Source organism: Photorhabdus sp. RM323S (assembly GCF_042879375.1).
GTDB classification, from domain to species: domain Bacteria; phylum Pseudomonadota; class Gammaproteobacteria; order Enterobacterales; family Enterobacteriaceae; genus Photorhabdus; species Photorhabdus tasmaniensis.
In genome coordinates this window covers 46,867-69,026 of record NZ_JBHFKZ010000020.1, presented here as the reverse complement: position 1 = coordinate 69,026, position 22,160 = coordinate 46,867, and the positions used below count along the sequence as shown (strand labels likewise).

Sequence of the window (22,160 nt, the reverse complement as noted above, 5' to 3'; positions counted from 1 at the left end):
ATGATCGCCTCTTTTATGATCAAAGGTTAATGAGAATTTATATGTTGATTTAATAAATATCAAGATTGATATTTTAAAGATATGTAAATCTCACTTCAAAACAGTCACTGATATGAATTTTATCGGCGTTTAAGTAACATAATGATTTAATTTATTTCAAAAAGTTTGATTTAAGTAAGATTGATTTAATCAAGTTATGGCACCATGATAGCCCGATGTCATAAGCTGGAATTAATAGTTAATGAATTGTTAAGAAGGTGAAAGATGTGATGTTCTGTTGTTTTGGTCGGGGATTTGGATGAAATTATCAAAAAACAGTGTTTGATTGCTTTTTTACGCAAACTCAGTGCCCAATACGAGAATTGACACATGTTTATATCATTCCACCGCAGTTATGTGGAATACAAAGCTCAGGCGGCAGACATTCAGGTTAAATATGTTAACCCGGCTTACCGCAGTAAAACCTGTTCCCGCTACGGTTATATCGGTAGACGTAACAAACATCGTTTCGCATGTCCTCACTGTGGCCTCCGCACGTACAGCGGCTTGAATGTCAGTCGGGATCTTACGAGGATTGTCGGAACAGCGGTTCCGACAAGGGCGTTTGTAAATGCGTCTGATAGTTGGTCAACGTTTTCCCGTTATCTTAGTGCTCCATATTCCAGTGCAAGCTTGATAAATGCCCGCGCCGCAGCCGTCTGGTACGCTCCTTTTCGCTGCATGAGAACCGCCGTTCTTTGCAGTAGTGAGGGAGTTAGAACAATCGAAACCAATTCTTCCCGGTCACTGGCAATCTTTGCCGGCAGCAACGTGGCAAGGCTTGTATGTCGGATGATCTCAATGACAGCGCTCAGCGAATTGGCCTCCATCAAAACGCGAGGACGAATGTCGTTCTGCCTACAATAACGATCGATCTGCTTCCGTGTAGCGAACTCGGACGTGAGGAGAACCAGAGACTCGTTATTCAGGGCTTTCAGACTCATCGTTCGACACTTTGCAAGGGGATGACCCTTACCGACGACCAACGCTAACGTCTCCACCAGAAGTCGTTGTGCGTCGATGTCAGGCGAGTGGATCTCATCAAATGCAACCCCGACATCGAGTTCGCCATCGACCAGAAGCTCTTCAATGCGCTCCTGCGACATCTCCTGAACCGTCAACGTGACGTTGGGATAGAGATTGTGGAACGACTCGACCAAAGGGCCGATAAGGTAAGCCGTGAACGTCGGCGTAACGGCAACGCGCAGAGAACCGCGACTCAGGTCACCAACATCGTGGATCGCCCGCTCTCCTTCCGCCAAGTCCTGCAATGCCCGTCGTGCATAGCGGAAATAGACTTCGCCAGCATCCGTCAGCCGCGTGGTACGTCCGGTCCGATCAAACAGCTGGGCCCCAAGGGTTTCCTCGAGCTGCTTAATTTGCTGGGACAGTGCCGGCTGAGACACATGCAAGGCTGTAGCGGCGCGCGTGAAGCTGTGGTGCTCAGCCACGGCAAGAAAGTAGTTGATATGTCGTAAAAGCATGTGGATCTCCATAAGGTATGCCTATGGGGTGAATAATAAATCAGTCTTTTACCTTATGGATATCCGGAAGTCATTTTCAATCCATCGATTCGTGTAGTGGTCAACTCCTGCAAACCATCCCGCTACGTTCGAGCCGACAACCACGCCTTAGTTTAATTTTCAAACAAAACTCAGGCTATTAACTACATATCGTATTTTTCCTGAATAAATCCACATCTTGCCGTACAATCCCTCCTCTCCCATCTTGTTTATTTAATTACCGGAAGAACGAATGGACAAACGATTTGTTCAATCCCATAAAGAAGCACGTTGGGCTGTGTTCCTAACGCTTGCTTATCTTATTGGCTGGCTGCTGACAGCCTATTTACCCAGTGATACTCCGGGTGTCTCTGGCTTGCCACGCTGGTTCGAAATGGCATGTTTGTTGTTGCCAGTAATATTTATCATCCTCTGCTGGTTGATGGTTAAGTTTATTTTCAAAGAAGTCCCATTGGAGGATGAGAATGCAAAATGAAGTTATCTTACCTCTGCTAGGCTACCTTGCACTGGTATTTCTTCTATCAGTTTACGCTTATCGACGCCGCCAGAAAGGTGCCTTCCTGACTGAGTATTTCCTCGGTAACCGTTCAATGGGCGGCTTTGTACTGGCAATGACCATTACCGCCACCTATATCAGTGCCAGCTCATTTATTGGCGGGCCAGGAGCAGCCTATAAATATGGTCTGGGATGGGTATTACTGTCGCTGATCCAGTTGCCGGCAATATGGCTTTCCCTTGGCGTACTAGGTAAGAAATTTGCCATTCTCGCCCGTCGCTATAATGCTGTCACCCTCAATGACATGCTGTATGCCCGCTACGGCAGCCGTTTTCTGGTTTGGTTCGCCAGCCTGAGCCTCTTAGTGGCTTTTGTCGGCGCAATGACAGTTCAGTTTATTGGCGGTGCACGTCTGTTGGAAACCGCCGCAGGCATCCCTTATGGCACCGGATTACTGATTTTTGGTGTCTCTATTGCGCTCTATACCGCATTCGGCGGTTTCAGGGCCGGTGTCCTCAACGATGCCATGCAAGGGCTGGTGATGCTTCTGGGCACGGTTCTGCTGCTGGTTGCAATTATCTATAAGGCGGGAGGGCTATCAGAAGCTGTTGCCACATTACGAGCAATTAATCCAGAACTGGTTTCCCCACACGGAGCAGATCATATCCTCAGCGGACCTTTCATGGCATCGTTCTGGATATTGGTCTGTTTTGGCGTCATTGGGCTACCTCATACCGCCGTTCGTTGTATCTCCTACCGTGATAGCAAAGCCGTTCATCGTGGGATTATCATCGGTACTATCGTCATGACTATCCTCATGTTCGGTATGCACTTGGCAGGTGCTCTCGGCCGGGCAGTTATTCCTGATCTGACCATTCCCGATCAAGTGATCCCAACGTTGATGATCACCGTCTTGCCACCATTCGCTGCTGGCATTTTCCTAGCCGCACCGATGGCGGCAATTATGTCAACAATTAATGCGCAATTGCTGCAATCTTCTGCGACGATCGTAAAAGACCTCTACCTGAATCTGTTTCCACAACAAATCACACAAGAAAAGAAACTGACACGGATTTCCAGTTTTTCCACCCTGATCCTTGGCTTGTTACTACTTTTAGCCGCCTGGCATCCACCAGAGATGATTATCTGGCTGAATCTGCTGGCTTTCGGTGGCCTACAGGCCGTTTTCCTCTGGCCATTAGTGCTAGGACTATATTGGGAAAAAGCTAATGCATATGGCGCTGTCAGTTCGATGATTACAGGGGCAGTAAGTTATACGCTATTCGCCAGTTTCGATATTCATCTATTAGACTTCCATCCGATCGTGCCATCACTGCTACTTAGCCTGCTGGCTTTCGGAGTGGGTAATATCATCGGCCATCAGTTGCCGCAACGAGTCGTTGAACTTAGTTAAGCGCGTTGTTTTAACCTATTTTTTAATAAAGAGAATTTTTTTATGCCTTGGATACAACTTCGATTAAATACCACAGGAGCGCAGGCTGAATCCCTGGGGGATAATCTGATGGAAAGTGGAGCCGTATCAGTCACCTTTCAGGACAGCCACGATAACCCGGTATTCGAGCCCTTACCAGGCGAGACCCGTTTATGGGGAGATACCGATGTCATCGGACTTTATGATGCTGAAACGGATATGAAAGCAGTGATCAGCCAACTCGAACACGTTCCTCAGTTAGGTCAGGGATTTATCCATAAGATCGAGCAATTGGAAGACAAAGACTGGGAACGTGAATGGATGGATAACTTCCACCCAATGCGTTTTGGTCACCGTTTGTGGGTCTGCCCAAGCTGGCGCGATGTTCCTGATCCAGATGCCGTTAACGTCATGCTGGACCCTGGGCTGGCTTTTGGTACAGGCACCCACCCAACCACAGCGTTATGCCTGCAATGGCTGGACAGCCTCAATCTGGAAGGTAAAACCATCATTGATTTTGGTTGTGGCTCCGGCATATTGGCAATTGCAGCGCTAAAACTCGGTGCGGCACATGCTATCGGCATCGATATCGATCCACAGGCTATTCAAGCCAGCCGCGATAACGCAGAACGTAACGGCGTTCTGGGGCATTTAACGCTATATTTGGCGAAAGATCAGCCAAACGATCTTGAATCTGATGTAGTAATTGCTAATATTCTGGCAGGCCCTCTGCGTGAACTCGCACCTATAATCGGTGCATTACCAAAACCAGGTGGTCTGTTGGGTTTATCGGGTATTTTAGCAAGTCAGGCAGAAAGTGTTATTCAAGCCTATACTGATAAATTCGTGATCGATCCTGTTGCGGAGCAGGAAGAATGGTGTCGGATATCTGGGGTAAAAATAGTAGCAAGTTAGAATTATTTTATTTTGTCATGATGACGAGAGTGATTTTTGATCATTCACTGATGATAATCCGTGCTATCGGCAAACTGGCTGATAGAAAAATCCTGAGTGATAAACTTTACCGATAACATATAACACTATGTTATTTATGAATAATTAGATTTACCCCTGAAAGAAAGCTGGAAAAAAATTGTAACAAATGTCGATTTGCTCAAAGTTTGGCCTTTCATATTTTGCGAAAAATGCGTAATATACGCGCCCTTGCAGTCACAGTATGGCCACTCTTTCTTCGTCTATGCGTATCGGACAATACCAGCTGAAAAACTGTCTTATTGCGGCCCCAATGGCTGGCATAACTGACCGTCCGTTTCGGTCACTATGTTACGAAATGGGTGCAGGTATGACAGTATCGGAAATGCTATCTTCCAACCCACAGGTCTGGAAGACAGACAAATCCCGGCTACGTATGGTTCACAGTGACGAACCGGGAATTCGTTCCGTGCAAATTGCCGGCAATGATCCTGATGAAATGGCAGCGGCAGCGAAGATTAACGTCGCTAATGGTGCTCAGATCATTGATATCAACATGGGGTGCCCAGCCAAGAAAGTGAATCGTAAGCTGGCAGGTTCGGCTTTATTGCGTTACCCGGAATTGGTCGAAAAGATCCTGTCCGCGGTTGTAAATGCAGTAGATGCTCCTGTTACGCTGAAAATCCGCACTGGATGGTCGCCAGAAGAACGAAATTGTGTAAAGATTGCCCAATTGGCCGAGCATTGTGGTATTCAGGCTCTGACGATTCACGGCAGGACTCGATCCTGTTTGTTTAACGGAGAAGCAGAGTACGACAATATTCGGACAGTTAAGCAGACTGTTGCCATCCCGGTTATTGCCAATGGTGACATAACTGACCCGCTTAAGGCCAGAGCAGTGCTTGAATACACCGGGGCTGATGCCCTGATGATAGGCCGCGCTGCTCAGGGAAGACCCTGGATCTTCCGGGAAATCCAGCATTATCTGGAAACAGGGGAATTGCTGCCACCGATGCCGATAGGCGAAGTGCAGCATTTAATGAACGAGCATATACGGGAATTGCACGACTTTTATGGTCCAGGCAAGGGAGCCCGTATCGCACGTAAGCATGTATCTTGGTATCTCCGGGAACATGCTCCTGATGACCAGTTCCGGCGCACATTCAACACCATAGAGGATGCTAGCGAACAGCTGGAGGTGTTGAAGGCATATTTCGAAAATTTTGCGTAATATAAAGAAAAGAGCTGACAGAACTATGTTCGAACAACGCGTAAATTCTGACGTACTAACCGTTGCTACTGTAAATTCACAAGATCAGGTTACTCAAAAACCTTTGCGTGACTCAGTGAAACAAGCACTGAAGAACTATTTTGCTCAACTAAATGGTCAAGATGTTAATGACCTGTATGAGTTGGTACTGGCTGAGGTGGAGCAGCCATTGTTGGACATGGTGATGCAATACACCCGTGGCAACCAAACACGCGCTGCCCTGATGATGGGCATCAACCGTGGCACACTGCGTAAGAAATTGAAAAAATATGGCATGAACTAATCGCTATCAATTAGTTCATTAAAAAAGGCACTTTACCTTTTGGTAAAGTACCTTTTTTGCCAAATCAAGAAAAGTAATGCCGAATTTTGGGGGCCTTACGCGACAAACATGCAGATAATTTAGTTGCCCAGCAATTCTGAATCATCTGCATCAAGTCTCTCTTTTGCCTTTTTTGCGGCAAGGCAATATGAAGCAGCCTTATTATTTCCTCCTCATCATACAATCTCATACCGGCCAGATCCGCTGGTGTTGGTTTCGTTGGAATAACCGCATCACTAAGCCCGTTATCTATCGCATGAAGCCATATTGATACAAAGTGTAATCCAGAAAGTGACTGCTCCCCGCCGTAAATGTCGATAGTTTAGAATTATTCCAATATCAGATCATTCCATAATTGATGTATTAATCTCTGATTTTATTAATATTAAACAATTAATTACAGCCAACAATAGAATAAAACAACTACAGCATACCAAGACAACACCAAGACGTTGGTTCCAACCTGCTAACGCCAATCCCCCACCCAATATCAAATAATATAGCAAACCAAACAATGCTCCTGCTGTTCCCAATCTATCGGTATAATCAATCAATGCAGAAGCCAAGATATTGGGAATGGCAATTCCGTAAGCTACAACAATCAAAATCATCGGTAGAATAAAAAACCAGGTGGCTTCCAGAGCCATTATCATTCCTCCGCCTATCAGGAGGATAATCGCAGCAAGTAATACTGAATTTGATGAACGCCATTTTTTGTTTAACAAGAACTTATTTAACCAAGCGCCGATACCTGACCCTAGCGCCAAAAGCAGTCCGGTATAACCAAACATCTCAGAAGAGAATCCCAACCGTTCAAAATTAAATGGAGCTAATTGATAATAACTAAACAAACATAAATTAAAGAGTGCTATCAACAGAGCATTACGCCAAATTGCCACATCCTTGAACATCATAATTAAAGTACTTGTTAGCGGTATTATTACCACTGCTGCCGGGCGGGTTTCAGGCAGATAAATAGCAGACCAACCTAACAATAATACCGCAAGTAAAGACAAACCAAAAAAGACGACTTTATATCCCCCTAAATACACCAAAACAGCACCACTCATCATGCCAACTGCCGGACTTACCGCTAAAGCTATTCCCATGACGGAAAACACCCGAGCTAATTCGCTTCCCTGATAAGAATCTCTCATCATGGTTTGAGTTCCTATCGAACCGACTGCGGCACCAAATGCGGATAACATTCTGGCAACCAGTAATAACTCAAATTGGCTGCTGAATAATGCCATTAATGAAGCACCACTATAGAGTAGCAACCCGCTCAATATCGTTGGACGTCTACCTATGAGATCACACATGCGTCCCCAAATAACTACGCCGATAGCAAAAGCGAAAAAATATAAAGATAAAGTTTGAGCAGCCTGTTCAGCACTCACCTTAAATCCCTTTGCAATATCGGTTAATGCCGGGCTATAGATGGTCTCTACAACTTGTGGAAACATCATTAGCGCGGTTGCCAGAATAAGCCCAAGTTTACGTTGCATTGTGATTTTGCCTGATTCAATTAGATGATAAGCATAAGTTAGCATGGTCTCAATCGTCGCATTATAATAATAAAGACAATTTATTTATAAAATAGGACATAAATATGGCATGGCTTTCCCGCGATGATAGTTTTGATCCCGATAGCTTCGGAGTACCGGTTGTTGGAATCGCCGCTGAACTAGGTCAACATGATTCAGGATTTCATCAACATGAGATGGGGCAATTATTATTTACCCAGCAAGGGTGTATCAGTATCACTCTGGCGGATCACTTATGCATACTTCCACCAACCCGGGTTGCCTGGATCCCGCCCCGTATCTCTCATAGAGCAGAGATAAAAGAATCTGTCGGATATCGCTCGATTTATCTGGATATCAATCAGATCGGGTGTCTGGCAGAACACATTGAAGTACTGGAAGTAACACCTTTGCTGCGTGCAGTATTGGAACGAATCTCACTATCGCCTTTTAACACAGACTGGTTACATGGGCCTGCTGCTAATCTATTAGCGGTTTGTCTTGACGAAATCCGCCTGGCAAAGAGAGAGCCAACATTATTGCCACTCCCTTTCGATCGTCGTTTGGCCTGCATCCCTATGACGACACTTCCACCACCGCTCAAAATATTGGCAATGAATATCGGTGCCAGCGAGAAAACTATCAGCCGGATATTTCGCCGGGAAACAGGTTTAAATTATCAACAATGGCGGCAACAATGGCGCTTGATCAAATCTATAGAATTACTGGCGAAACAAGGTAATTTGTCATCTGTCGCCAATGAATTAGAATTTGCCAGTGATAGCGCCTTTGCAATATTTTTCAAAAAAATGACCGGTCGATCACCAAGGGAATATATGTCTGCTTATAAGGAAGGTAATTATTGAGATAATATACAGAAATTGCCGACATCAAAAACATTCTTCACCATATGAACAGAGATGCCGGCAAACGTATCGAATAAAGAAGATAACTAAATAAAGGCTAATAACATTCTACGTATATAAAATACACTTATTAAAAGCTATCATTTTTCATCGTCATTTATCAGCTGATAAGATACAGCAATATTTGCCGCCTGACGAGCTAATGGGCTGTAATCACTGGATAAATATACCCCTGAAATATAGTGACTTTCACCAATATGAAATTTCCTATATCGAGATGTTCCAGGATCACCAAATAATAATGAGCGACCATCACTCAAAGTAAAGACCGCTCTATCAACAGCACCGTTGCCCCATACTTCTAAACTGGTAATTCGACTACCATTCAAAGAAATAGATGTCGTCTCATCAGATATTGTACCTAACTGATGGCGACTACTATCATCAAATACAACTGTCAGCCCCCCTACTCTCCGAGCCCCTCCAATACGCACAATATGTCCGGTTAACGAATCTATCTTTCTTCTTTTTCCGCCATTAAGAGCCGGTTTGAGAGGTGGAGCCATATCTTTCTCTGGAGTCAATGCCTGAATTCTGGCTTTTGCTGTTTGACGGTCAAAGAAAGTAGAATAACTTAAAACATCAACATAGATTTTATTATTGACAGACTCAGCTTCACTTAATTTATCCCAAATACTGATATATTCAATCCCATGTAAACGACAGTGACCATGAACAGACATCACATTATTTGCAACAGTGTCAGCCGTCGAGTTATTAAGAGCATCATTAAGCTCTCTATCATATATGTTATTAATATAACTATTAGCCTGTTCTACCGTCTTTTTAATTAACCCTCGGACTTTTTCAACATCAATATTACTAAGCCCAATTTCATCTTTTCTCTCTAAACCAGCAACCCAATATGTTATCTGCATCATAACTGTAGTAGAAAACATAGGTAATATTTGATAGTTAACATCATCCGAAAAATTATTAAATTTTTTGTGATAACCATCTATATTTTCTGCCAGGTTATTAAAAGCACTCCTCGCTTCTTCTGATCCTGGATGCTTCTCAAGAAGATCAGCAACGGTTGCCATTCGCTCTTGTATATATGCAATATCACCAGCAAGGATACCTTTAATCGTCTTTAACGCAGACTCCTCTATCATCCTTTCAATTTGTTTGACAATCCCTTCCCATATATTTTCTTGCGATTGAGGCCAGAATAAACCGACTAAAAAAGATATAGCAGGGCCAACTGAGGGTATAAAAGATATTCCCCCTATGATTGCATTTTTTACAATGTCAGTAACATCCCACTCTAATGCGCTCGTCTTTACAGCATATTCATTAGCCACGATGGTTCTTATGTCTAAAACATTATCTGTATGCATAATGAAACCCTTCAATCAAAATAAGATGTTTAAACCAAATTTGCCGTAACATAAGCAACTTTATCCGAGTTATTATAGATAACAAATTTACTATAATAGAAAGAGTTGCCAGGCACGTTTAATACCCTCTCTTCTCCTAATCCTACATCTATCGAACCAGACTCAAACCATTCAGAGGTAAAACTATGAGACCAGTAAAATTTAGCCGTAACACTATTTGCTAGCCCTGTATTTACAACTTTCAGCGATTGTCTGGATTCTGGAATTACTGGTGTATCTATTCTAAATACTTCCACACTAGCATGAGGTGATATAGTCACATCAATCAAAGGACCAACTGCATTTAAGTCTTTATATACTGGAACAGAAGCATTAGAATAAACTTCTGCTTTCTGTTCATCTGAATCAACAACAATAGTTATTCTAGACATATTTATTTTCCTCATTAAAGTTTAAATAAAACTCACTCAACTTACATATAAATATTTTAAAAATACAGCATTATCACTTAATTAAAGATACTCTTTAACATATAACCACTATTACCTTTAAAAATTAATTCCCCAATATATTACGTGGACTTTACATACCACAATAACTCACCAGAACATTAAGATATCCATATTATAAGAAAGTCATTAATGAGACATATCTAAAACAAATCACAATAATATAAAACTATAGCAGATATATAGTTCGTGTCAACGCTTTACTTCAATGAAATTACTATTATTCAAGAGTTGATGAAATTATATGATATATAAAAATACATAAAAAAATATATATAAAAAAATTTAAATGGAAATTATTGTCATTATGTTATTCACCTGAGATTATAATATTAATCTTGGTTGCCATAGTGCTATATAATTATATTCTTTATTTTCCAAGTTTACCTTTATCCAGTAAACTATAATAATTCATTAAATTCACTCACAACGTTAAAATGACAATAAATAAAATAGCCGAGCATATATTTCTGTTATATTATAATTAATAATATTTTTATTACCAATTGATTATATCTTCTACAAGACAACAGATAAATATTCTTAAAAGCATTCTCTTTCTGATGAAAGAAAATTAACTTAATAACAAAATAATTTTGACTGTAAATTTTAGCCACTCAAATTATGCTGAATAAAACTAATTGGCCTTTCATGACTTCACCAATAAACTATATTGCTTAAAATATGACGAAAAAAATACCTCACTCTCCCCCCAAATACGCATTTCTCACCGCTTCATTAACCAATAATGCAGGCCCACTGTCTTCTAGTACGATCTTACCGTTTTCCAGTACATATCCCCGGTCAGCCAGTTTTAACGCCTGATTTGCATTCTGCTCAACCAGAAAGATGGTCATCCCTTCTTCCCGCAACTGCTGAATGGTATCGAAAATCTGTATGATAATTATCGGTGCCAACCCCAGTGAAGGCTCATCCAACAACAATAACTGCGGCTGACTCATTAAAGCGCGGCCAATTGCCAACATTTGCTGTTCACCACCGGACATCGTCCCAGCCCGCTGATTTCGCCTTTCCTGTAACCGGGGAAATAAATCATAAACCCGTTCAATACGCTGCTGATACTGAGTTTTGTCAGCAAAAAAGCCACCCATTGCCAAATTTTCTTCCACTGTCATACGGGCAAAGACTCTGCGCCCTTCAGGAACAATCGCAATGGCCTCACGCATAATACGTGCAGTCGGCCATTGCGTGATATCTTTGCCGCGAAAAATAATAGCGCCCTCAGTCGCTCTGGGTTCACTACATAACGTATTGAGCAACGTCGTTTTTCCTGCGCCGTTCGCACCTATCAGAGTGACAATTTCTCCTTGTTGAATATTCAAACTCACCTGATGCAGCGCCTGAATTTCTCCATAGTGGGCAGATACTTGTTTGAATTCCAACATCATTAATACACCTCTCCCAAATATGCCCGAATAACGTCCGGGTTGTTACGAATCTCTTCCGGTCGACCTTGCGCCAAAGGTGTTCCCTGATTAACCACATAAATACGATCAGAAATCCCCATCACCAGTTTCATATCGTGCTCAATCAGCAACACAGAAACCTGATGATGTTTTCTCAGTTCAGCAATTAAGACATTAAGTTCTGCTGTCTCTTTCGGGTTCAGGCCCGCAGCAGGCTCATCCAGCATCAAAACTTCCGGGCGTGTCACCATACAACGGGCAATCTCCAGACGACGTTGTTGACCATAGGCCAAATTACCCGCAGGTCTGTTTGCCAGTGGTAATAAGCCAATTCGCTCCAGCCAAATGACAGCCCGATCTACAGCCTCAGATTCCGCACGTCGAAATGCCAGCATGTTGAAAAGCCCGGAAAAAAGACCGCTTTTCAGATGCTGATGCTGTGCCACTAATAGATTTTCAATCACAGTCATCTCACGGAACAATCGCACATGCTGAAATGTTCTGACAACGCCCATACGGGCAATAGCCTGCCCGGATAACCCTTCCAGATGTTTTTCCCGCAATGTTATTGTGCCGCTGGTCGGACGGTAAAATCCTGTCAGGCAATTAAAGATCGTGGTTTTCCCTGCGCCATTAGGCCCAATCAGAGAGACAATTTCGCTTTGATTTAATATCAGGGCAACATTGTTAACCGCCAGTAAACCACCGAAGAGCATGGTCAGATCGGAAACCTGCAATAATGGTATTGCACTCATGCCTGTTCTCCTCCCTGAGGTTGGCTTTCCTGCCGTTTAAATTTAACATTATGGCGTTTCATCGGTAGCAATCCTTGCGGACGCCAAACCATCATCAGCACCATCATTGCCCCCAGAAGTAACATGCTGTAGGCATTCAAATCACGCATCATCTCACGGGAAACCACCAGCAGAATGGCCGCGAGAATTACCGCAGTTTGCGAACCCATTCCACCCAGTACCACAATCGCCAGCACGAAAGCAGATTCAACAAAGGTGAAGGATTCTGGGCTGATGAAACCCTGCCGGGCAGCAAACAAGGTGCCGGCAAAACCGGCAAATGCAGCACTGATAGTAAATGCGGCCAGTTTAATACGGGTTGGACTCAGCCCAAGAGAACGACAGGCAATTTCATCTTCACGCAGTGCTTCCCACGCGCGACCTAATGGCATACGCAATAACCGATTGATAATAAATACGGTCAGTATCACCAATAACAATGTAACCAAATAGAGAAAAATAACCCGGTCACTTGGATCGTATTGCAGACCAAAGAAGTTATGGAAAGTATCCCACCCTCCCTCTTTCACGCTGCGGTTAAATTCCAGCCCGAAGAAAGTCGGTTTTGGGATCTGGCTGATACCATTCGGGCCACCCGTTATTTCAGTATTATTCAATAGCAGAATGCGAACAATCTCGCCAAAACCAAGTGTGACAATTGCCAGATAGTCACCTCTCAATCGCAATACCGGAAAACCTAACAGCAGCCCCGATAAAGCAGCCGTTAATCCCGCCAACGGCAAGCTCTGCCAAAATCCCAACCCGTAATAATGGCTTAGTAAGGCATAGGTATAAGCGCCAATAGCATAAAAACCTGCATATCCAAGCACCAGCAACCCTGATAAACCAACGACTACATTCAACCCCAGCCCCAACATGACATAAATTAATGTCAGCGTAGCGATATCAACGCTGCCACGGGAGACAATAAATGGCCAGACAATCGCGGCAACAATAATCAATGCTGCCAGTCGTTTTTGTCCTTTGGTTGAACCATCGAAATCCGGCAACGTCCAGCTTTTAACCGGCACTTTTTTCATCGTCTGCTGAACAACTGGACGCAATAGCTGGAATAGGAAAACAACCGTACAGCCGATGCCAATCCATAGCCATCGGACTTCATCGGCTCGGTAAACGACCAACTTCGTACCATCCAGTGACAACTGCATCCCCATCATAAAAACAGCCAGCACAAATAAAACGGCTGAGGCGATAATGGCATTAATCCAATTGGCATGTTTCATACTTTTTCTACCTCTGGGCGACCTAAAATCCCGGTAGGCATAAACAACAACACAACGATAAGCAGAGCAAAGGAAACAGCATCTTTATATTCTGTGCTCAAATAAGCAGATGTCAGGGCTTCAGAAATGCCCAGGATCAAACCGCCAATCATTGCCCCCGGAATGCTGCCAATGCCCCCCAATACGGCTGCGGTGAAAGCTTTCATTCCTGCCATAAAACCGATATACGGATTTATCACACCGTAAAACTGCCCCAGCAAAACACCGGCTACCGCTGCCATTGCCGCGCCGATAACAAAGGTCAAAGAAATAACTTTGTCGGTATTGATCCCCAGCAAACTGGTCATTTTCAGATCTTCCGCACAGGCACGGCAGGCACGTCCCATACGGGAATAGCGGATAAATATCGTCAGTACCAGCATGGCAAGAAATGTCACTATCCAGATAGTCAGCTGCATTGCAGTTATACTGGCAGAAAATCCATCACTTTCACCCAATAGCCACTGCCCGGAAATCAGATTTGGCAATGCCAGATCGCGGGAACCCTGTGACAAGCTGACATAATTTTGCAGGAAAATAGACATCCCAATTGCAGAAATCAGCGCAATCAGACGCTTGGAATGGCGAACGGGTTTGTAAGCCACCCGTTCAATACTCCAGCCATAAGCGCTGGCAATCACAATTGATGTTAAAAAAGCGGCAGTAATCAGCAACCAGCCCAGATCAATTCCCATCATCATCAGAGCAGCAATCACGATAAAGGAGACATAGCTGCCAATCATATAAACTTCACCATGAGCAAAGTTAATCATCCCGATAATGCCGTAAACCATCGTATAGCCAATGGCAATCAATGCATAAGTGCTACCCAGGGTAACTCCGTTTAACATCTGTTGTAAAAAATAGAGAAATTGCTCTGACATACCTTGTACCTCTGGAATAGCAGCCCCTGTCAAGCAGGGGCTGACGGCTATTCGGATGGCTTTACTTCACAGAAGTAGAAGAACCGTCTGCATGCCATTCAAAAATGCCGAACTCGAACCCTTTCAGGTCGCCAGCCTGATCCCAGCTCAGTGTTCCCATCACGGTATCGACAGGATTAGTTTTCAGGTCTTTCACCAAATCAGCAGGTTCCATGCTGCCGGTACGGTTCATTGCCGTTGCCAGAGATTGCAGGGCGGCATAAGTTGTCCAGACGAATGGGCCCGTTGGATCCTCTTTCTTAGTTTTGATTGCATCAACGATGGCTTTGTTTGCCGGAACTTGATCGTATCGTTTAGGCAGTGTTACGAACATTCCTTCAGAAGCAGCACCAGCAATATTAGACAACGAAGAGTTACCGACACCTTCCGGTCCCATAAAACGGATATTCAAACCCGCTTGTTTAGCCTGGCGCAGAATTTGTCCCATTTCAGGGTAGTAACCGCCGAAATAGACAAAATCTACATTTTCTTTTTTCAGGCGGGCAACCAGTGCTGAGAAGTCTTTATCACCGGCAGTAACACCTTCAAACAATACCGTATTGACTCCCATTTTTTTCAGTTTATCGAGAACGGAACGTGCCAACCCTTCCCCGTACTGCTGTTTATCATGAACAATTGCCAGCCGTTGAGGTTTGATCTTTTCAACAATATATTGCGCTGCCGTTGGACCTTGATCAGAATCCAGCCCAGTGGTACGCAGAATCATTTGGTAGCCACGCGTTGTCAGATCAGCATTAGTTGCTGCGGGCGTAATCATAATGACACCTTCATCTTCATAGATATCAGATGCTGGCTGAGTCGATGAAGAGCAAAGATGACCAATAACATAACGAATGTTGTCATTAATCACTTTGTTAGCAACGGCTACAGCCTGTTTTGGGTCACAAGCATCATCATATTCAACGCCCACCAGCTTATCGCCATTAATACCACCTTTGGCATTAATATCCGCAATCGCCTGACGTGCGCCAGTAAATTCCATATCACCATACTGAGCAACCGGGCCAGACATCGCCCCCACAATCGCGACTTTAATCTCTTTTGCCCACAGTGAATAACTCATCACCATGGCAATACAGCCGGTTAATAATGCTTTACCTGTTACGATTTTCATTTATTTATCCCCGTATTGTTATTGGTCTACTGATTGTATTTGCCTTTAAGATCTTCCATCATCCGGCTGGAAATCATGACCATTTGTGATTAATGATTAGATAAAGTAATTTTTATTAATAAGATTTTATTTTTCATGTTATTAAAATAGCATTTCATGCTTAAAATCAAATTGGCAAGGTAGCAAAAAGCATCAAATACAGAATAAAATACCGCCAAAGAGGGTTGTAATTTAGACTAATCATGGTGTGATATTCTGGTTAAATATTAGTAAAGCAATCTTTAACTCGAAAGATCGATCGTGTTAAAAACATTTTCTCCAGTAACGTATAAAAATAGTCACACAACATTCTGACTGTTTATTTATCTACAATGGATATGGAAAAACCATGAAGTTAACTATTGAACAACTGACTGTTTTATCAGCACAAGATATGATTGATTTGGGGAAAATCTGGCCTCAGCAAACGCCAGAACAATGGCAAATCCATCTAAAAAACGGCAATAAACTGTTCGCCGCCCGTTTCAATGACAGATTGTTGGCCGCAGTAAAAATCACTCTAAGTAATCAATCCGGCCTGCTTGAAGATTTATGTGTTCGTGAAATAACACGTCGTCGGGGAGTGGGTTTATATCTGGTAAATGAATTAAAGGCCCGGCATCCTGCTGTTAAACAGTGGAAGCTAAGTCTCGCGGGTTTCCCTGATGCCAACGAACCGGCGTTAAAAGGTTTTATGAACGCCTGTGGTTTTCGTTATGACACCACTTCAAACTATTACTTGGGCTGACTCATCTTCCAGACGGCAGCCACATTGCGGGCTGTCACCCGCAAATTCTGATGCCCGCAAGCAAGAGCATCAGAAAGAGAACAAACACCGGGCATAATTGAGAAAACGGCATCCAACCCATGCTCATGAACGACGTTATAGTCCTGGCTCATACCGCCGACCAATGCAACAGTTGGAATAGCATACTTTTTGGCGATACAGGCAACGCCGATGGGTGTTTTGCCGTAAACAGTCTGGCTATCTATCCGGCCTTCCCCAGTAATAACCAAATCAGCACCTTGTACCACTTTCTCCAGTTCCAACGTGGAGATAACAATATCAATTCCCGGTTGTAATTTAGCGTTCAACCAACCAAGTAAAGACGCCCCCATACCACCCGCGGCTCCCGTACCCGGTACATCCATGACCTTTGTTTTTGTCAAGAATTCAATTTTTTCACCGTAATGACGCAAAGCAGCATCCAATTCTTTCACCATCTCCGGTGTCGCCCCTTTCTGTGGCCCGAAAATAGCAGATGCACCAAACTCACCACATAACGGGTTAGTCACATCACAGGCGACGATAATTTCAGTCTGACTCAAACGAGGATCCAAACCAGAGAGATCGATTTCAGCAAGCTGACTTAATGCGGCCCCGCCTGCCCTCAGCTCTTCACCACAATCATCAAGCAAGCGAGCACCCAATGCCTGCATCATACCGGCACCACCATCATTAGTCGCACTACCACCGATACCGAGGATTATCTTACTGACACCTTTATTTAAAGCAGCCAATATCAGCTCTCCGGTACCATACGTCGTGGTTATCAGCGGATTACGCTTTTCCATCGAAACCAGATGTAAGCCAGAAGCCGCAGCCATTTCAATAACCGCAGTTTTTCCATCACCCAGTACCCCGAAAAAACTATCCACAGCCTGATTTAACGGGCCGGTAACAGACAAGTGGATAACTTGCCCATCGGTGGCGGCTACCATTGATTCAACCGTACCCTCACCACCATCCGCCATCGGTAGTTTAATGTATTCAGCTCGCGGATAGATTTCACGAAATCCCTGTTCTATCGCTTCAGCAACCTGCAAAGCGCTGAGACTTTCTTTAAATGAATCAGGTGCAATAACAATTTTCATCGGATTAGTTTGGTTGAAGACGCTGAAAGAAGGAACAAAAAGGGCGATAAATCATTATCGCCCTCTTAACTTATTCATTGTGAATGCGTTAACGCAAAATCACTTTATTTATGCTTCAATTGCTACACGCAATTTTTTCATGGCATTCTTTTCAAGCTGACGTACACGCTCCGCAGAAACACCATATTTATCAGCCAGCTCTTGCAGGGTAGATTTGTTATCATCATCCAACCAGCGGCAACGGATAATATCCTGACTGCGCTCATCTAAGCCTTCTATCGCTACCGACAATTTATCAGCGGCATGGTTTTCCCAGTTATCCTCTTCAATGCCATCTGCAAAATCAGACGCTTTATCCTGAAGATACAAAACTGGAGCAACCGGCAAGCCTTCCTGACTATCATCATCAGCAGACATATCAAACGCCATATCCTGTGCTGACATACGAGATTCCATCTCACGCACATCTTTACTGGTCACACCAAGTTCTTTGGCGACCATTTCCACTTCGTCCTGATTAAACCAACCTAAACGCTGTTTAGTTTTACGCAGATTGAAGAACAGCTTGCGCTGCGCTTTAGTGGTTGCAACTTTAACAATACGCCAATTACGCAGTACATATTCGTGGATTTCAGCTTTAATCCAGTGAACAGCAAAAGAAACCAGACGCACCCCCACTTCCGGGTTGAAACGACGTACGGCTTTCATCAAGCCAATGTTCCCTTCCTGAATTAAATCCGCCTGGGGCAGGCCATAACCGGCATAACTGCGAGCGACATGAACAACGAAGCGCAGATGAGACAGAATCAGCTTCTTAGCTGCATCCAGATCTCCCTGGTAATGCAGCCTTTCAGCCAGTTCCTTCTCTTCCTCTGCTGTCAACATCGGGTAGGTATTAGAGGCACGAATATAGCCCTCTAGACTTCCTTGAGGAACTAACACTAAGGTTTGCATTTCTTTGGCCATTCAAATCCTCTCAAATTAAGGCTCAAATCGTTAGTACAGATTACATCAGTGTTTATAAACCAATGCTCAACATAAGCGGTACAGTCTATCACCAGAATGTGCATATTCAAGTTACAGATGCGTGGAGTTGTAATAATTTCAGGACAGATAACATCCACCGTGGGATCACGGAACAAAAAATAACAGATTGTTTTATATCTATGCAAGTAACTTTATTTGTACCCGTCATAACAAACATTAATTCAATTATTCTGGCGTAAAGTGGCGCAAATGCTGGGTTGTCGCCAACCAAGCAGCGACCCAACCAATCATCGCGGAGATTAAAACTAACAACAGGGATTCATCCCATGAAAGCCCATGTAAATTAAACGTCGTACCAAACACACTGGCAACCTGTGTGACAACATCAGAGAGCTTCCATACCAACAGGGCAGAGAGTATCAATGATAACATCGCACCAAGCCCCCCTAACAAAGCGCCGCCATTGAGGAATGGACGCAAAATGAAACCATCAGTCGCACCAATCAGCTTCATCACGTTAATCGTATCACGATGGCTGAAAATACTGAGGCGCACGCTGTTACCGATGACTAAAAACAACGCCACGACCATCAGAATACCAATCACTGCCGCAATCTGACCGACAAGCCCCGTCAACGCCGCCAAACGGGCAAACCAGCTATCATCCATCCGAACTTCTTCAATACCCTTGACCTGAGAAACCCGGTCACGCAACGTAGTCAGCGTCTGTGAGCTCTGGAAATCGATTTTCGGTGTAATGATAGCGACTGCGGGTAGTGGATTCTCTTCCAGCATATCCAGCGCACCGCCAAAACCAGACCAGGTACGGAACTCCGTCATCGCTTCCTGACGTGAGAGATAATTAACATTATCCACACCATCAAGTGCTTTCAGTTCACTTATTAATTTCTGAGCACTGTTATCATCCAGTGATTTATCGAGATATACAGTCAATTGAGGGGTGGGATACCATTTTTCCGCAGCCTGGCTGACATTCTTCCAGATAATGTAACAAACGCTTGGTAATGTCAGAGATATCGCAATAACCATAATCGTCAACAAAGTTGCCAGTGGCTGACGCAACATATCTGTCAGCGCATTCATCCAGGCATGGCGCCACTGCTCACGCCATCCCCCTTGCAAAGCTTTACTTTTCGATCTTGTTACTTTCCCCGCGGCCTTACGCACATTTTTAACCATGATGTTCTCCCGCCATACGGCCCTGGCTCAGAGTCAAAATACGATATTTCCGTCGTTCAATCAGTGCCATATCATGGGTCGCCATCAGCACCGTCACCCCTACCCGGTTAAATTCTTCAAACAGCCGTAAAATACCCTCTGACAACTCACCATCAAGATTACCGGTCGGTTCATCCGCCAACAAAACAGTTGGCTTATTCACAACGGCGCGAGCAATGCCGACTCGTTGCTGTTCCCCGCCCGAAAGCTGAATCGGAAAATTTTTCGCTTTGTCCAGCAGACCCACTTTATCCAATGCCGCAGAAGTCCGGCGACGAATATCTTCCGTACTCGCACCTGAAATAATCAGTGGCATTGCCACGTTATCGTATACCGTCCTGTCCAACAACAGATGGTGATCCTGGAAAATCATACCAATCTGGCGACGCAGGAAAGGTACCTCACGACTCTTTAACCGGCTGATATCATGACCGGCAAACCAGATATGTCCGGCGCTAGGTCGTTCAATGCCACAGATGAGTTTCAGCAAGGTACTTTTACCTGCCCCTGAGTGACCAATTAGAAATGCCATTTCCGCAGGGCGCAAATGAAAGTTCACCCCTTGCAGGGCTTGCCGTCCCCCCAGATAAGCTTTACTGACCTGTTCAAAGCGAATCATGGTAATTAATCCTCTCGGGCAAAAAGTGCCTCTATAAAATCATCTGCCTTAAATGGCCGCAGATCTTCAATTCCTTCACCGACACCAATATAACGGATAGGAATTTCAAACTGATCAGCAATGGCGAAAATCACCCCACCTTTGGCAGTCCCATCCAGTTTTGTCAGTGAGATACCTGTCAGCCCTACAGCTTCATGGAACAGTTTAGCCTGACTTATCGCATTCTGGCCGGTGCTGGCATCTAATGTCAGCATAATTTCATGTGGCGCATCTTCGTCCAGTTTTTTCATCACCCGGACAATTTTCTTCAACTCTTCCATTAGGTGAGATTTATTTTGCAAACGACCTGCGGTATCTGCAATCAATACATCTACACCTTTAGCTTTAGCTGATTGAATCGCATCGAAAATCACGGAAGCGGGATCAGCACCAGTATGTTGCGCTACCACCGGGATACGGTTACGTTCCCCCCACACCTCTAACTGCTCAACGGCGGCGGCACGGAAAGTATCCCCTGCGGCCAACATGACCGATTTACCTTGCGCCTGGAACTGGCGTGCCAATTTACCAATTGTTGTTGTTTTACCAACACCATTAACACCAACCATTAGAATGACATACGGTGCTTTTCCTTCGATATCCAGCGGCTTATCAACTTTAGCCAGAATGCCAGACATCTCTTCTTTCAATTTGGCATACAATGCTTCCGCATCTTTCAGCTCTTTACGGCTGGCATGATCCGTCAGGCTGCCAATGATTTTGCGGGTAGTATCAACACCAACATCAGCAATCAATAACTGCTCTTCCAATTCATCAAACAGATCATCATCGATCTTTTTACCACTGAACAAACTGAGAAAGCCGGACCCCAAATTCTGACGGGTTTTAACCAGACTGCGTTTCAAGCGGGTGAAAAAGCCCTCTTTAGTGGGACGCTCTTGCTCTTTTGATATCGCTGGCTTTGACTGCTCTGCCGCTAATCTTGCAGCTTCTTCAACAAGATGCTGTTGTTCTGCCTGCTCTGCCGCTAATCTTACAGCCTCTTCAACAAGACGCTGTTGTTCTGCCTGCTCTGCCGCTAATCTTGCAGCTTCTTCAACAAAATGCTGTTGTTCTGCCTGTTCTGCCGCTAATCTTGCAGCCTCTTCAACAAGACGCTGTTGTTCTGCCTGCTCTGCCGCTAATCTTGCAGCCTCTTCAACAAGACGCTGTTGTTCTGCCTGCTCTGCCGCTAATCTTGCAGCTTCTTCAACAAAATGCTGTTGTTCCACCTGCTCTGCTGCCAATTGTTCTTCTTTTTGCTGTTCTTCCTGACGGCCACGCCCGAACCAGGAGAAAAAGCCTCTTTTTTTCTCTTTTGCCATCAGCCATTACACTCCTCAAGGTTAAATCATGGCGTTATAACAGTGAATAATAACGAAATTAGATGCAGTCTAACATTTTCGTAGTAGCGCAACACATATCAATGCATGTATTTCATGGTAAATTAATGTCCGCAAGATTTAACCCGTATTTCCTTAAAC

The 22,160-nt window shown here is 44.1% G+C and carries 21 protein-coding genes and 1 pseudogene; 8 read left to right on the top strand and 14 right to left on the bottom strand.

All coding sequences use genetic code 11. The annotated features are described in order from the left end of the window. Nucleotides 1–369: 369 nt before the first annotated feature. Nucleotides 370–474, top strand: a pseudogene (locus ACGF7G_RS10910) (zinc ribbon domain-containing protein); the annotation flags it as partial. A gap of 167 nt (nucleotides 475–641) precedes the next feature. On the opposite strand, the gene cynR reads toward ACGF7G_RS10910, so the two are convergent. Then, nucleotides 642–1,523: a transcriptional regulator CynR gene (cynR, locus tag ACGF7G_RS10905; RefSeq protein WP_387465422.1), complete on the bottom strand. Its 882-nt coding sequence runs from the start codon at nucleotides 1,521–1,523 to the stop codon at nucleotides 642–644. Between the two features lie 271 nt (nucleotides 1,524–1,794). Here cynR and ACGF7G_RS10900 point away from each other — a divergent pair, with 271 nt between their 5' ends. The 5 genes from ACGF7G_RS10900 to fis all read left to right on the top strand — a co-directional run bounded on the left by ACGF7G_RS10900 (nucleotide 1,795) and on the right by fis (nucleotide 5,976). Continuing rightward, nucleotides 1,795–2,037, top strand: coding sequence for a YhdT family protein (locus ACGF7G_RS10900; RefSeq protein WP_133815600.1), 243 nt, complete (start codon nucleotides 1,795–1,797; stop codon nucleotides 2,035–2,037). Then, a complete protein-coding gene (gene panF, locus ACGF7G_RS10895; protein ID WP_387465420.1) occupies nucleotides 2,027–3,472 on the top strand; it encodes a sodium/pantothenate symporter in 1,446 nt (481 codons plus the stop codon). The genes ACGF7G_RS10900 and panF overlap by 11 nt, the downstream gene beginning before the upstream one ends. 42 nt (nucleotides 3,473–3,514) lie before the next feature. Next, nucleotides 3,515–4,405, top strand: a complete 891-nt coding sequence (gene prmA, locus ACGF7G_RS10890) for a 50S ribosomal protein L11 methyltransferase (protein WP_387465419.1) — start codon at nucleotides 3,515–3,517, stop codon at nucleotides 4,403–4,405. Nucleotides 4,406–4,688: 283 nt separating this feature from the next. Next, the gene (gene dusB / locus ACGF7G_RS10885; protein WP_387465424.1) at nucleotides 4,689–5,654 is read left to right on the top strand and encodes a tRNA dihydrouridine synthase DusB; all 966 of its coding nucleotides are present in this window, start codon (nucleotides 4,689–4,691) and stop codon (nucleotides 5,652–5,654) included. Between the two features lie 25 nt (nucleotides 5,655–5,679). Then, nucleotides 5,680–5,976: a DNA-binding transcriptional regulator Fis gene (gene fis / locus ACGF7G_RS10880; RefSeq protein ID WP_010847912.1), complete on the top strand. Its 297-nt coding sequence runs from the start codon at nucleotides 5,680–5,682 to the stop codon at nucleotides 5,974–5,976. A 383-nt stretch (nucleotides 5,977–6,359) separates the two neighbouring features. Here the strand turns inward: fis and ACGF7G_RS10875 are convergent, their stop codons facing one another. After that, nucleotides 6,360–7,523, bottom strand: a complete 1,164-nt coding sequence (locus tag ACGF7G_RS10875; protein WP_387465417.1) for a multidrug effflux MFS transporter — start codon at nucleotides 7,521–7,523, stop codon at nucleotides 6,360–6,362. A 104-nt stretch (nucleotides 7,524–7,627) separates the two neighbouring features. On the opposite strand from ACGF7G_RS10875, the gene ACGF7G_RS10870 reads away from it, so the two are divergent. After that, entirely contained in the window at nucleotides 7,628–8,407 is a 780-nt protein-coding gene (locus ACGF7G_RS10870) for an AraC family transcriptional regulator (RefSeq protein ID WP_387465415.1), read from the top strand. 140 nt (nucleotides 8,408–8,547) lie between these two features. On the opposite strand, the gene ACGF7G_RS10865 is transcribed toward ACGF7G_RS10870, so the two are convergent. The 7 genes from ACGF7G_RS10865 to ACGF7G_RS10835 form a co-directional block, all read right to left on the bottom strand. Then, nucleotides 8,548–9,807 carry an insecticidal delta-endotoxin Cry8Ea1 family protein gene (locus ACGF7G_RS10865; protein ID WP_387465413.1) on the bottom strand — a complete coding sequence of 420 codons (1,260 nt, stop codon included), beginning with the start codon at nucleotides 9,805–9,807 and terminating at the stop codon, nucleotides 8,548–8,550. Between the two features lie 29 nt (nucleotides 9,808–9,836). Further along, nucleotides 9,837–10,238: a hypothetical protein gene (locus ACGF7G_RS10860; RefSeq protein WP_133815606.1), complete on the bottom strand. Its 402-nt coding sequence runs from the start codon at nucleotides 10,236–10,238 to the stop codon at nucleotides 9,837–9,839. Between the two features lie 779 nt (nucleotides 10,239–11,017). After that, on the bottom strand, nucleotides 11,018–11,722 hold the full coding sequence (livF, locus tag ACGF7G_RS10855) for a high-affinity branched-chain amino acid ABC transporter ATP-binding protein LivF (protein WP_133815701.1): 705 nt from the start codon (nucleotides 11,720–11,722) through the stop codon (nucleotides 11,018–11,020). A 2-nt stretch (nucleotides 11,723–11,724) separates the two neighbouring features. Beyond that, complete coding sequence (gene livG / locus ACGF7G_RS10850) at nucleotides 11,725–12,498, bottom strand: high-affinity branched-chain amino acid ABC transporter ATP-binding protein LivG (protein WP_387465411.1); 774 nt, start codon at nucleotides 12,496–12,498, stop codon at nucleotides 11,725–11,727. Next, nucleotides 12,495–13,781: a high-affinity branched-chain amino acid ABC transporter permease LivM gene (locus tag ACGF7G_RS10845; protein ID WP_133815608.1), complete on the bottom strand. Its 1,287-nt coding sequence runs from the start codon at nucleotides 13,779–13,781 to the stop codon at nucleotides 12,495–12,497. Before ACGF7G_RS10845 ends, livG begins: the two co-directional genes overlap by 4 nt. Next, nucleotides 13,778–14,704, bottom strand: coding sequence for a high-affinity branched-chain amino acid ABC transporter permease LivH (livH, locus tag ACGF7G_RS10840; protein WP_387465409.1), 927 nt, complete (start codon nucleotides 14,702–14,704; stop codon nucleotides 13,778–13,780). The genes ACGF7G_RS10845 and livH overlap by 4 nt, the downstream gene beginning before the upstream one ends. A 61-nt stretch (nucleotides 14,705–14,765) precedes the next feature. Further along, nucleotides 14,766–15,878, bottom strand: a complete 1,113-nt coding sequence (locus ACGF7G_RS10835) for a branched-chain amino acid ABC transporter substrate-binding protein (RefSeq protein WP_387465407.1) — start codon at nucleotides 15,876–15,878, stop codon at nucleotides 14,766–14,768. Between the two features lie 388 nt (nucleotides 15,879–16,266). On the opposite strand from ACGF7G_RS10835, the gene panM reads away from it, so the two are divergent. Next, nucleotides 16,267–16,665: an aspartate 1-decarboxylase autocleavage activator PanM gene (gene panM, locus ACGF7G_RS10830; protein ID WP_387465405.1), complete on the top strand. Its 399-nt coding sequence runs from the start codon at nucleotides 16,267–16,269 to the stop codon at nucleotides 16,663–16,665. Here panM and ACGF7G_RS10825 read toward each other — a convergent pair. From ACGF7G_RS10825 to ftsY, 5 genes are all read right to left on the bottom strand, one after another. After that, the gene (locus ACGF7G_RS10825; RefSeq protein ID WP_387465403.1) at nucleotides 16,653–17,792 is read right to left on the bottom strand and encodes a glycerate kinase; all 1,140 of its coding nucleotides are present in this window, start codon (nucleotides 17,790–17,792) and stop codon (nucleotides 16,653–16,655) included. The genes panM and ACGF7G_RS10825 overlap by 13 nt on opposite strands. 108 nt (nucleotides 17,793–17,900) lie before the next feature. Continuing rightward, nucleotides 17,901–18,758, bottom strand: coding sequence for an RNA polymerase sigma factor RpoH (gene rpoH, locus ACGF7G_RS10820; RefSeq protein WP_387465401.1), 858 nt, complete (start codon nucleotides 18,756–18,758; stop codon nucleotides 17,901–17,903). 246 nt (nucleotides 18,759–19,004) lie between these two features. Further along, on the bottom strand, nucleotides 19,005–19,979 hold the full coding sequence (gene ftsX, locus ACGF7G_RS10815) for a permease-like cell division protein FtsX (protein ID WP_387465399.1): 975 nt from the start codon (nucleotides 19,977–19,979) through the stop codon (nucleotides 19,005–19,007). Next, nucleotides 19,972–20,637, bottom strand: coding sequence for a cell division ATP-binding protein FtsE (gene ftsE / locus ACGF7G_RS10810; RefSeq protein ID WP_387465397.1), 666 nt, complete (start codon nucleotides 20,635–20,637; stop codon nucleotides 19,972–19,974). Before ftsE ends, ftsX begins: the two co-directional genes overlap by 8 nt. Nucleotides 20,638–20,642: 5 nt before the next feature. After that, a complete protein-coding gene (gene ftsY / locus ACGF7G_RS10805; RefSeq protein ID WP_387465395.1) occupies nucleotides 20,643–22,001 on the bottom strand; it encodes a signal recognition particle-docking protein FtsY in 1,359 nt (452 codons plus the stop codon). Nucleotides 22,002–22,160: the final 159 nt, after the last annotated feature.

Excerpts from the sequence above, each read along its gene's own strand:
- ACGF7G_RS10845 (WP_133815608.1), bottom strand. The coding sequence starts at position 13,781 with ATGAAACATGCCAATTGGATTAATGCCATTATCGCCTCAGCCGTTTTA.
- ACGF7G_RS10875 (WP_387465417.1), bottom strand. The coding sequence starts at position 7,523 with ATGCAACGTAAACTTGGGCTTATTCTGGCAACCGCGCTAATGATGTTT.
- ACGF7G_RS10835 (WP_387465407.1), bottom strand. The coding sequence starts at position 15,878 with ATGAAAATCGTAACAGGTAAAGCATTATTAACCGGCTGTATTGCCATG.
- ACGF7G_RS10900 (WP_133815600.1), top strand. The coding sequence starts at position 1,795 with ATGGACAAACGATTTGTTCAATCCCATAAAGAAGCACGTTGGGCTGTG.
- fis (WP_010847912.1), top strand. The coding sequence starts at position 5,680 with ATGTTCGAACAACGCGTAAATTCTGACGTACTAACCGTTGCTACTGTA.
- ACGF7G_RS10825 (WP_387465403.1), bottom strand. The coding sequence starts at position 17,792 with ATGAAAATTGTTATTGCACCTGATTCATTTAAAGAAAGTCTCAGCGCT.
- ACGF7G_RS10870 (WP_387465415.1), top strand. The coding sequence starts at position 7,628 with ATGGCATGGCTTTCCCGCGATGATAGTTTTGATCCCGATAGCTTCGGA.
- dusB (WP_387465424.1), top strand. The coding sequence starts at position 4,689 with ATGCGTATCGGACAATACCAGCTGAAAAACTGTCTTATTGCGGCCCCA.
- ACGF7G_RS10865 (WP_387465413.1), bottom strand. The coding sequence starts at position 9,807 with ATGCATACAGATAATGTTTTAGACATAAGAACCATCGTGGCTAATGAA.
- cynR (WP_387465422.1), bottom strand. The coding sequence starts at position 1,523 with ATGCTTTTACGACATATCAACTACTTTCTTGCCGTGGCTGAGCACCAC.
- livF (WP_133815701.1), bottom strand. The coding sequence starts at position 11,722 with ATGTTGGAATTCAAACAAGTATCTGCCCACTATGGAGAAATTCAGGCG.
- ftsE (WP_387465397.1), bottom strand. The coding sequence starts at position 20,637 with ATGATTCGCTTTGAACAGGTCAGTAAAGCTTATCTGGGGGGACGGCAA.
- ftsY (WP_387465395.1), bottom strand. The coding sequence starts at position 22,001 with ATGGCAAAAGAGAAAAAAAGAGGCTTTTTCTCCTGGTTCGGGCGTGGC.
- ACGF7G_RS10860 (WP_133815606.1), bottom strand. The coding sequence starts at position 10,238 with ATGTCTAGAATAACTATTGTTGTTGATTCAGATGAACAGAAAGCAGAA.
- livH (WP_387465409.1), bottom strand. The coding sequence starts at position 14,704 with ATGTCAGAGCAATTTCTCTATTTTTTACAACAGATGTTAAACGGAGTT.
- livG (WP_387465411.1), bottom strand. The coding sequence starts at position 12,498 with ATGAGTGCAATACCATTATTGCAGGTTTCCGATCTGACCATGCTCTTC.
- rpoH (WP_387465401.1), bottom strand. The coding sequence starts at position 18,758 with ATGGCCAAAGAAATGCAAACCTTAGTGTTAGTTCCTCAAGGAAGTCTA.
- ftsX (WP_387465399.1), bottom strand. The coding sequence starts at position 19,979 with ATGGTTAAAAATGTGCGTAAGGCCGCGGGGAAAGTAACAAGATCGAAA.
- panM (WP_387465405.1), top strand. The coding sequence starts at position 16,267 with ATGAAGTTAACTATTGAACAACTGACTGTTTTATCAGCACAAGATATG.
- panF (WP_387465420.1), top strand. The coding sequence starts at position 2,027 with ATGCAAAATGAAGTTATCTTACCTCTGCTAGGCTACCTTGCACTGGTA.
- prmA (WP_387465419.1), top strand. The coding sequence starts at position 3,515 with ATGCCTTGGATACAACTTCGATTAAATACCACAGGAGCGCAGGCTGAA.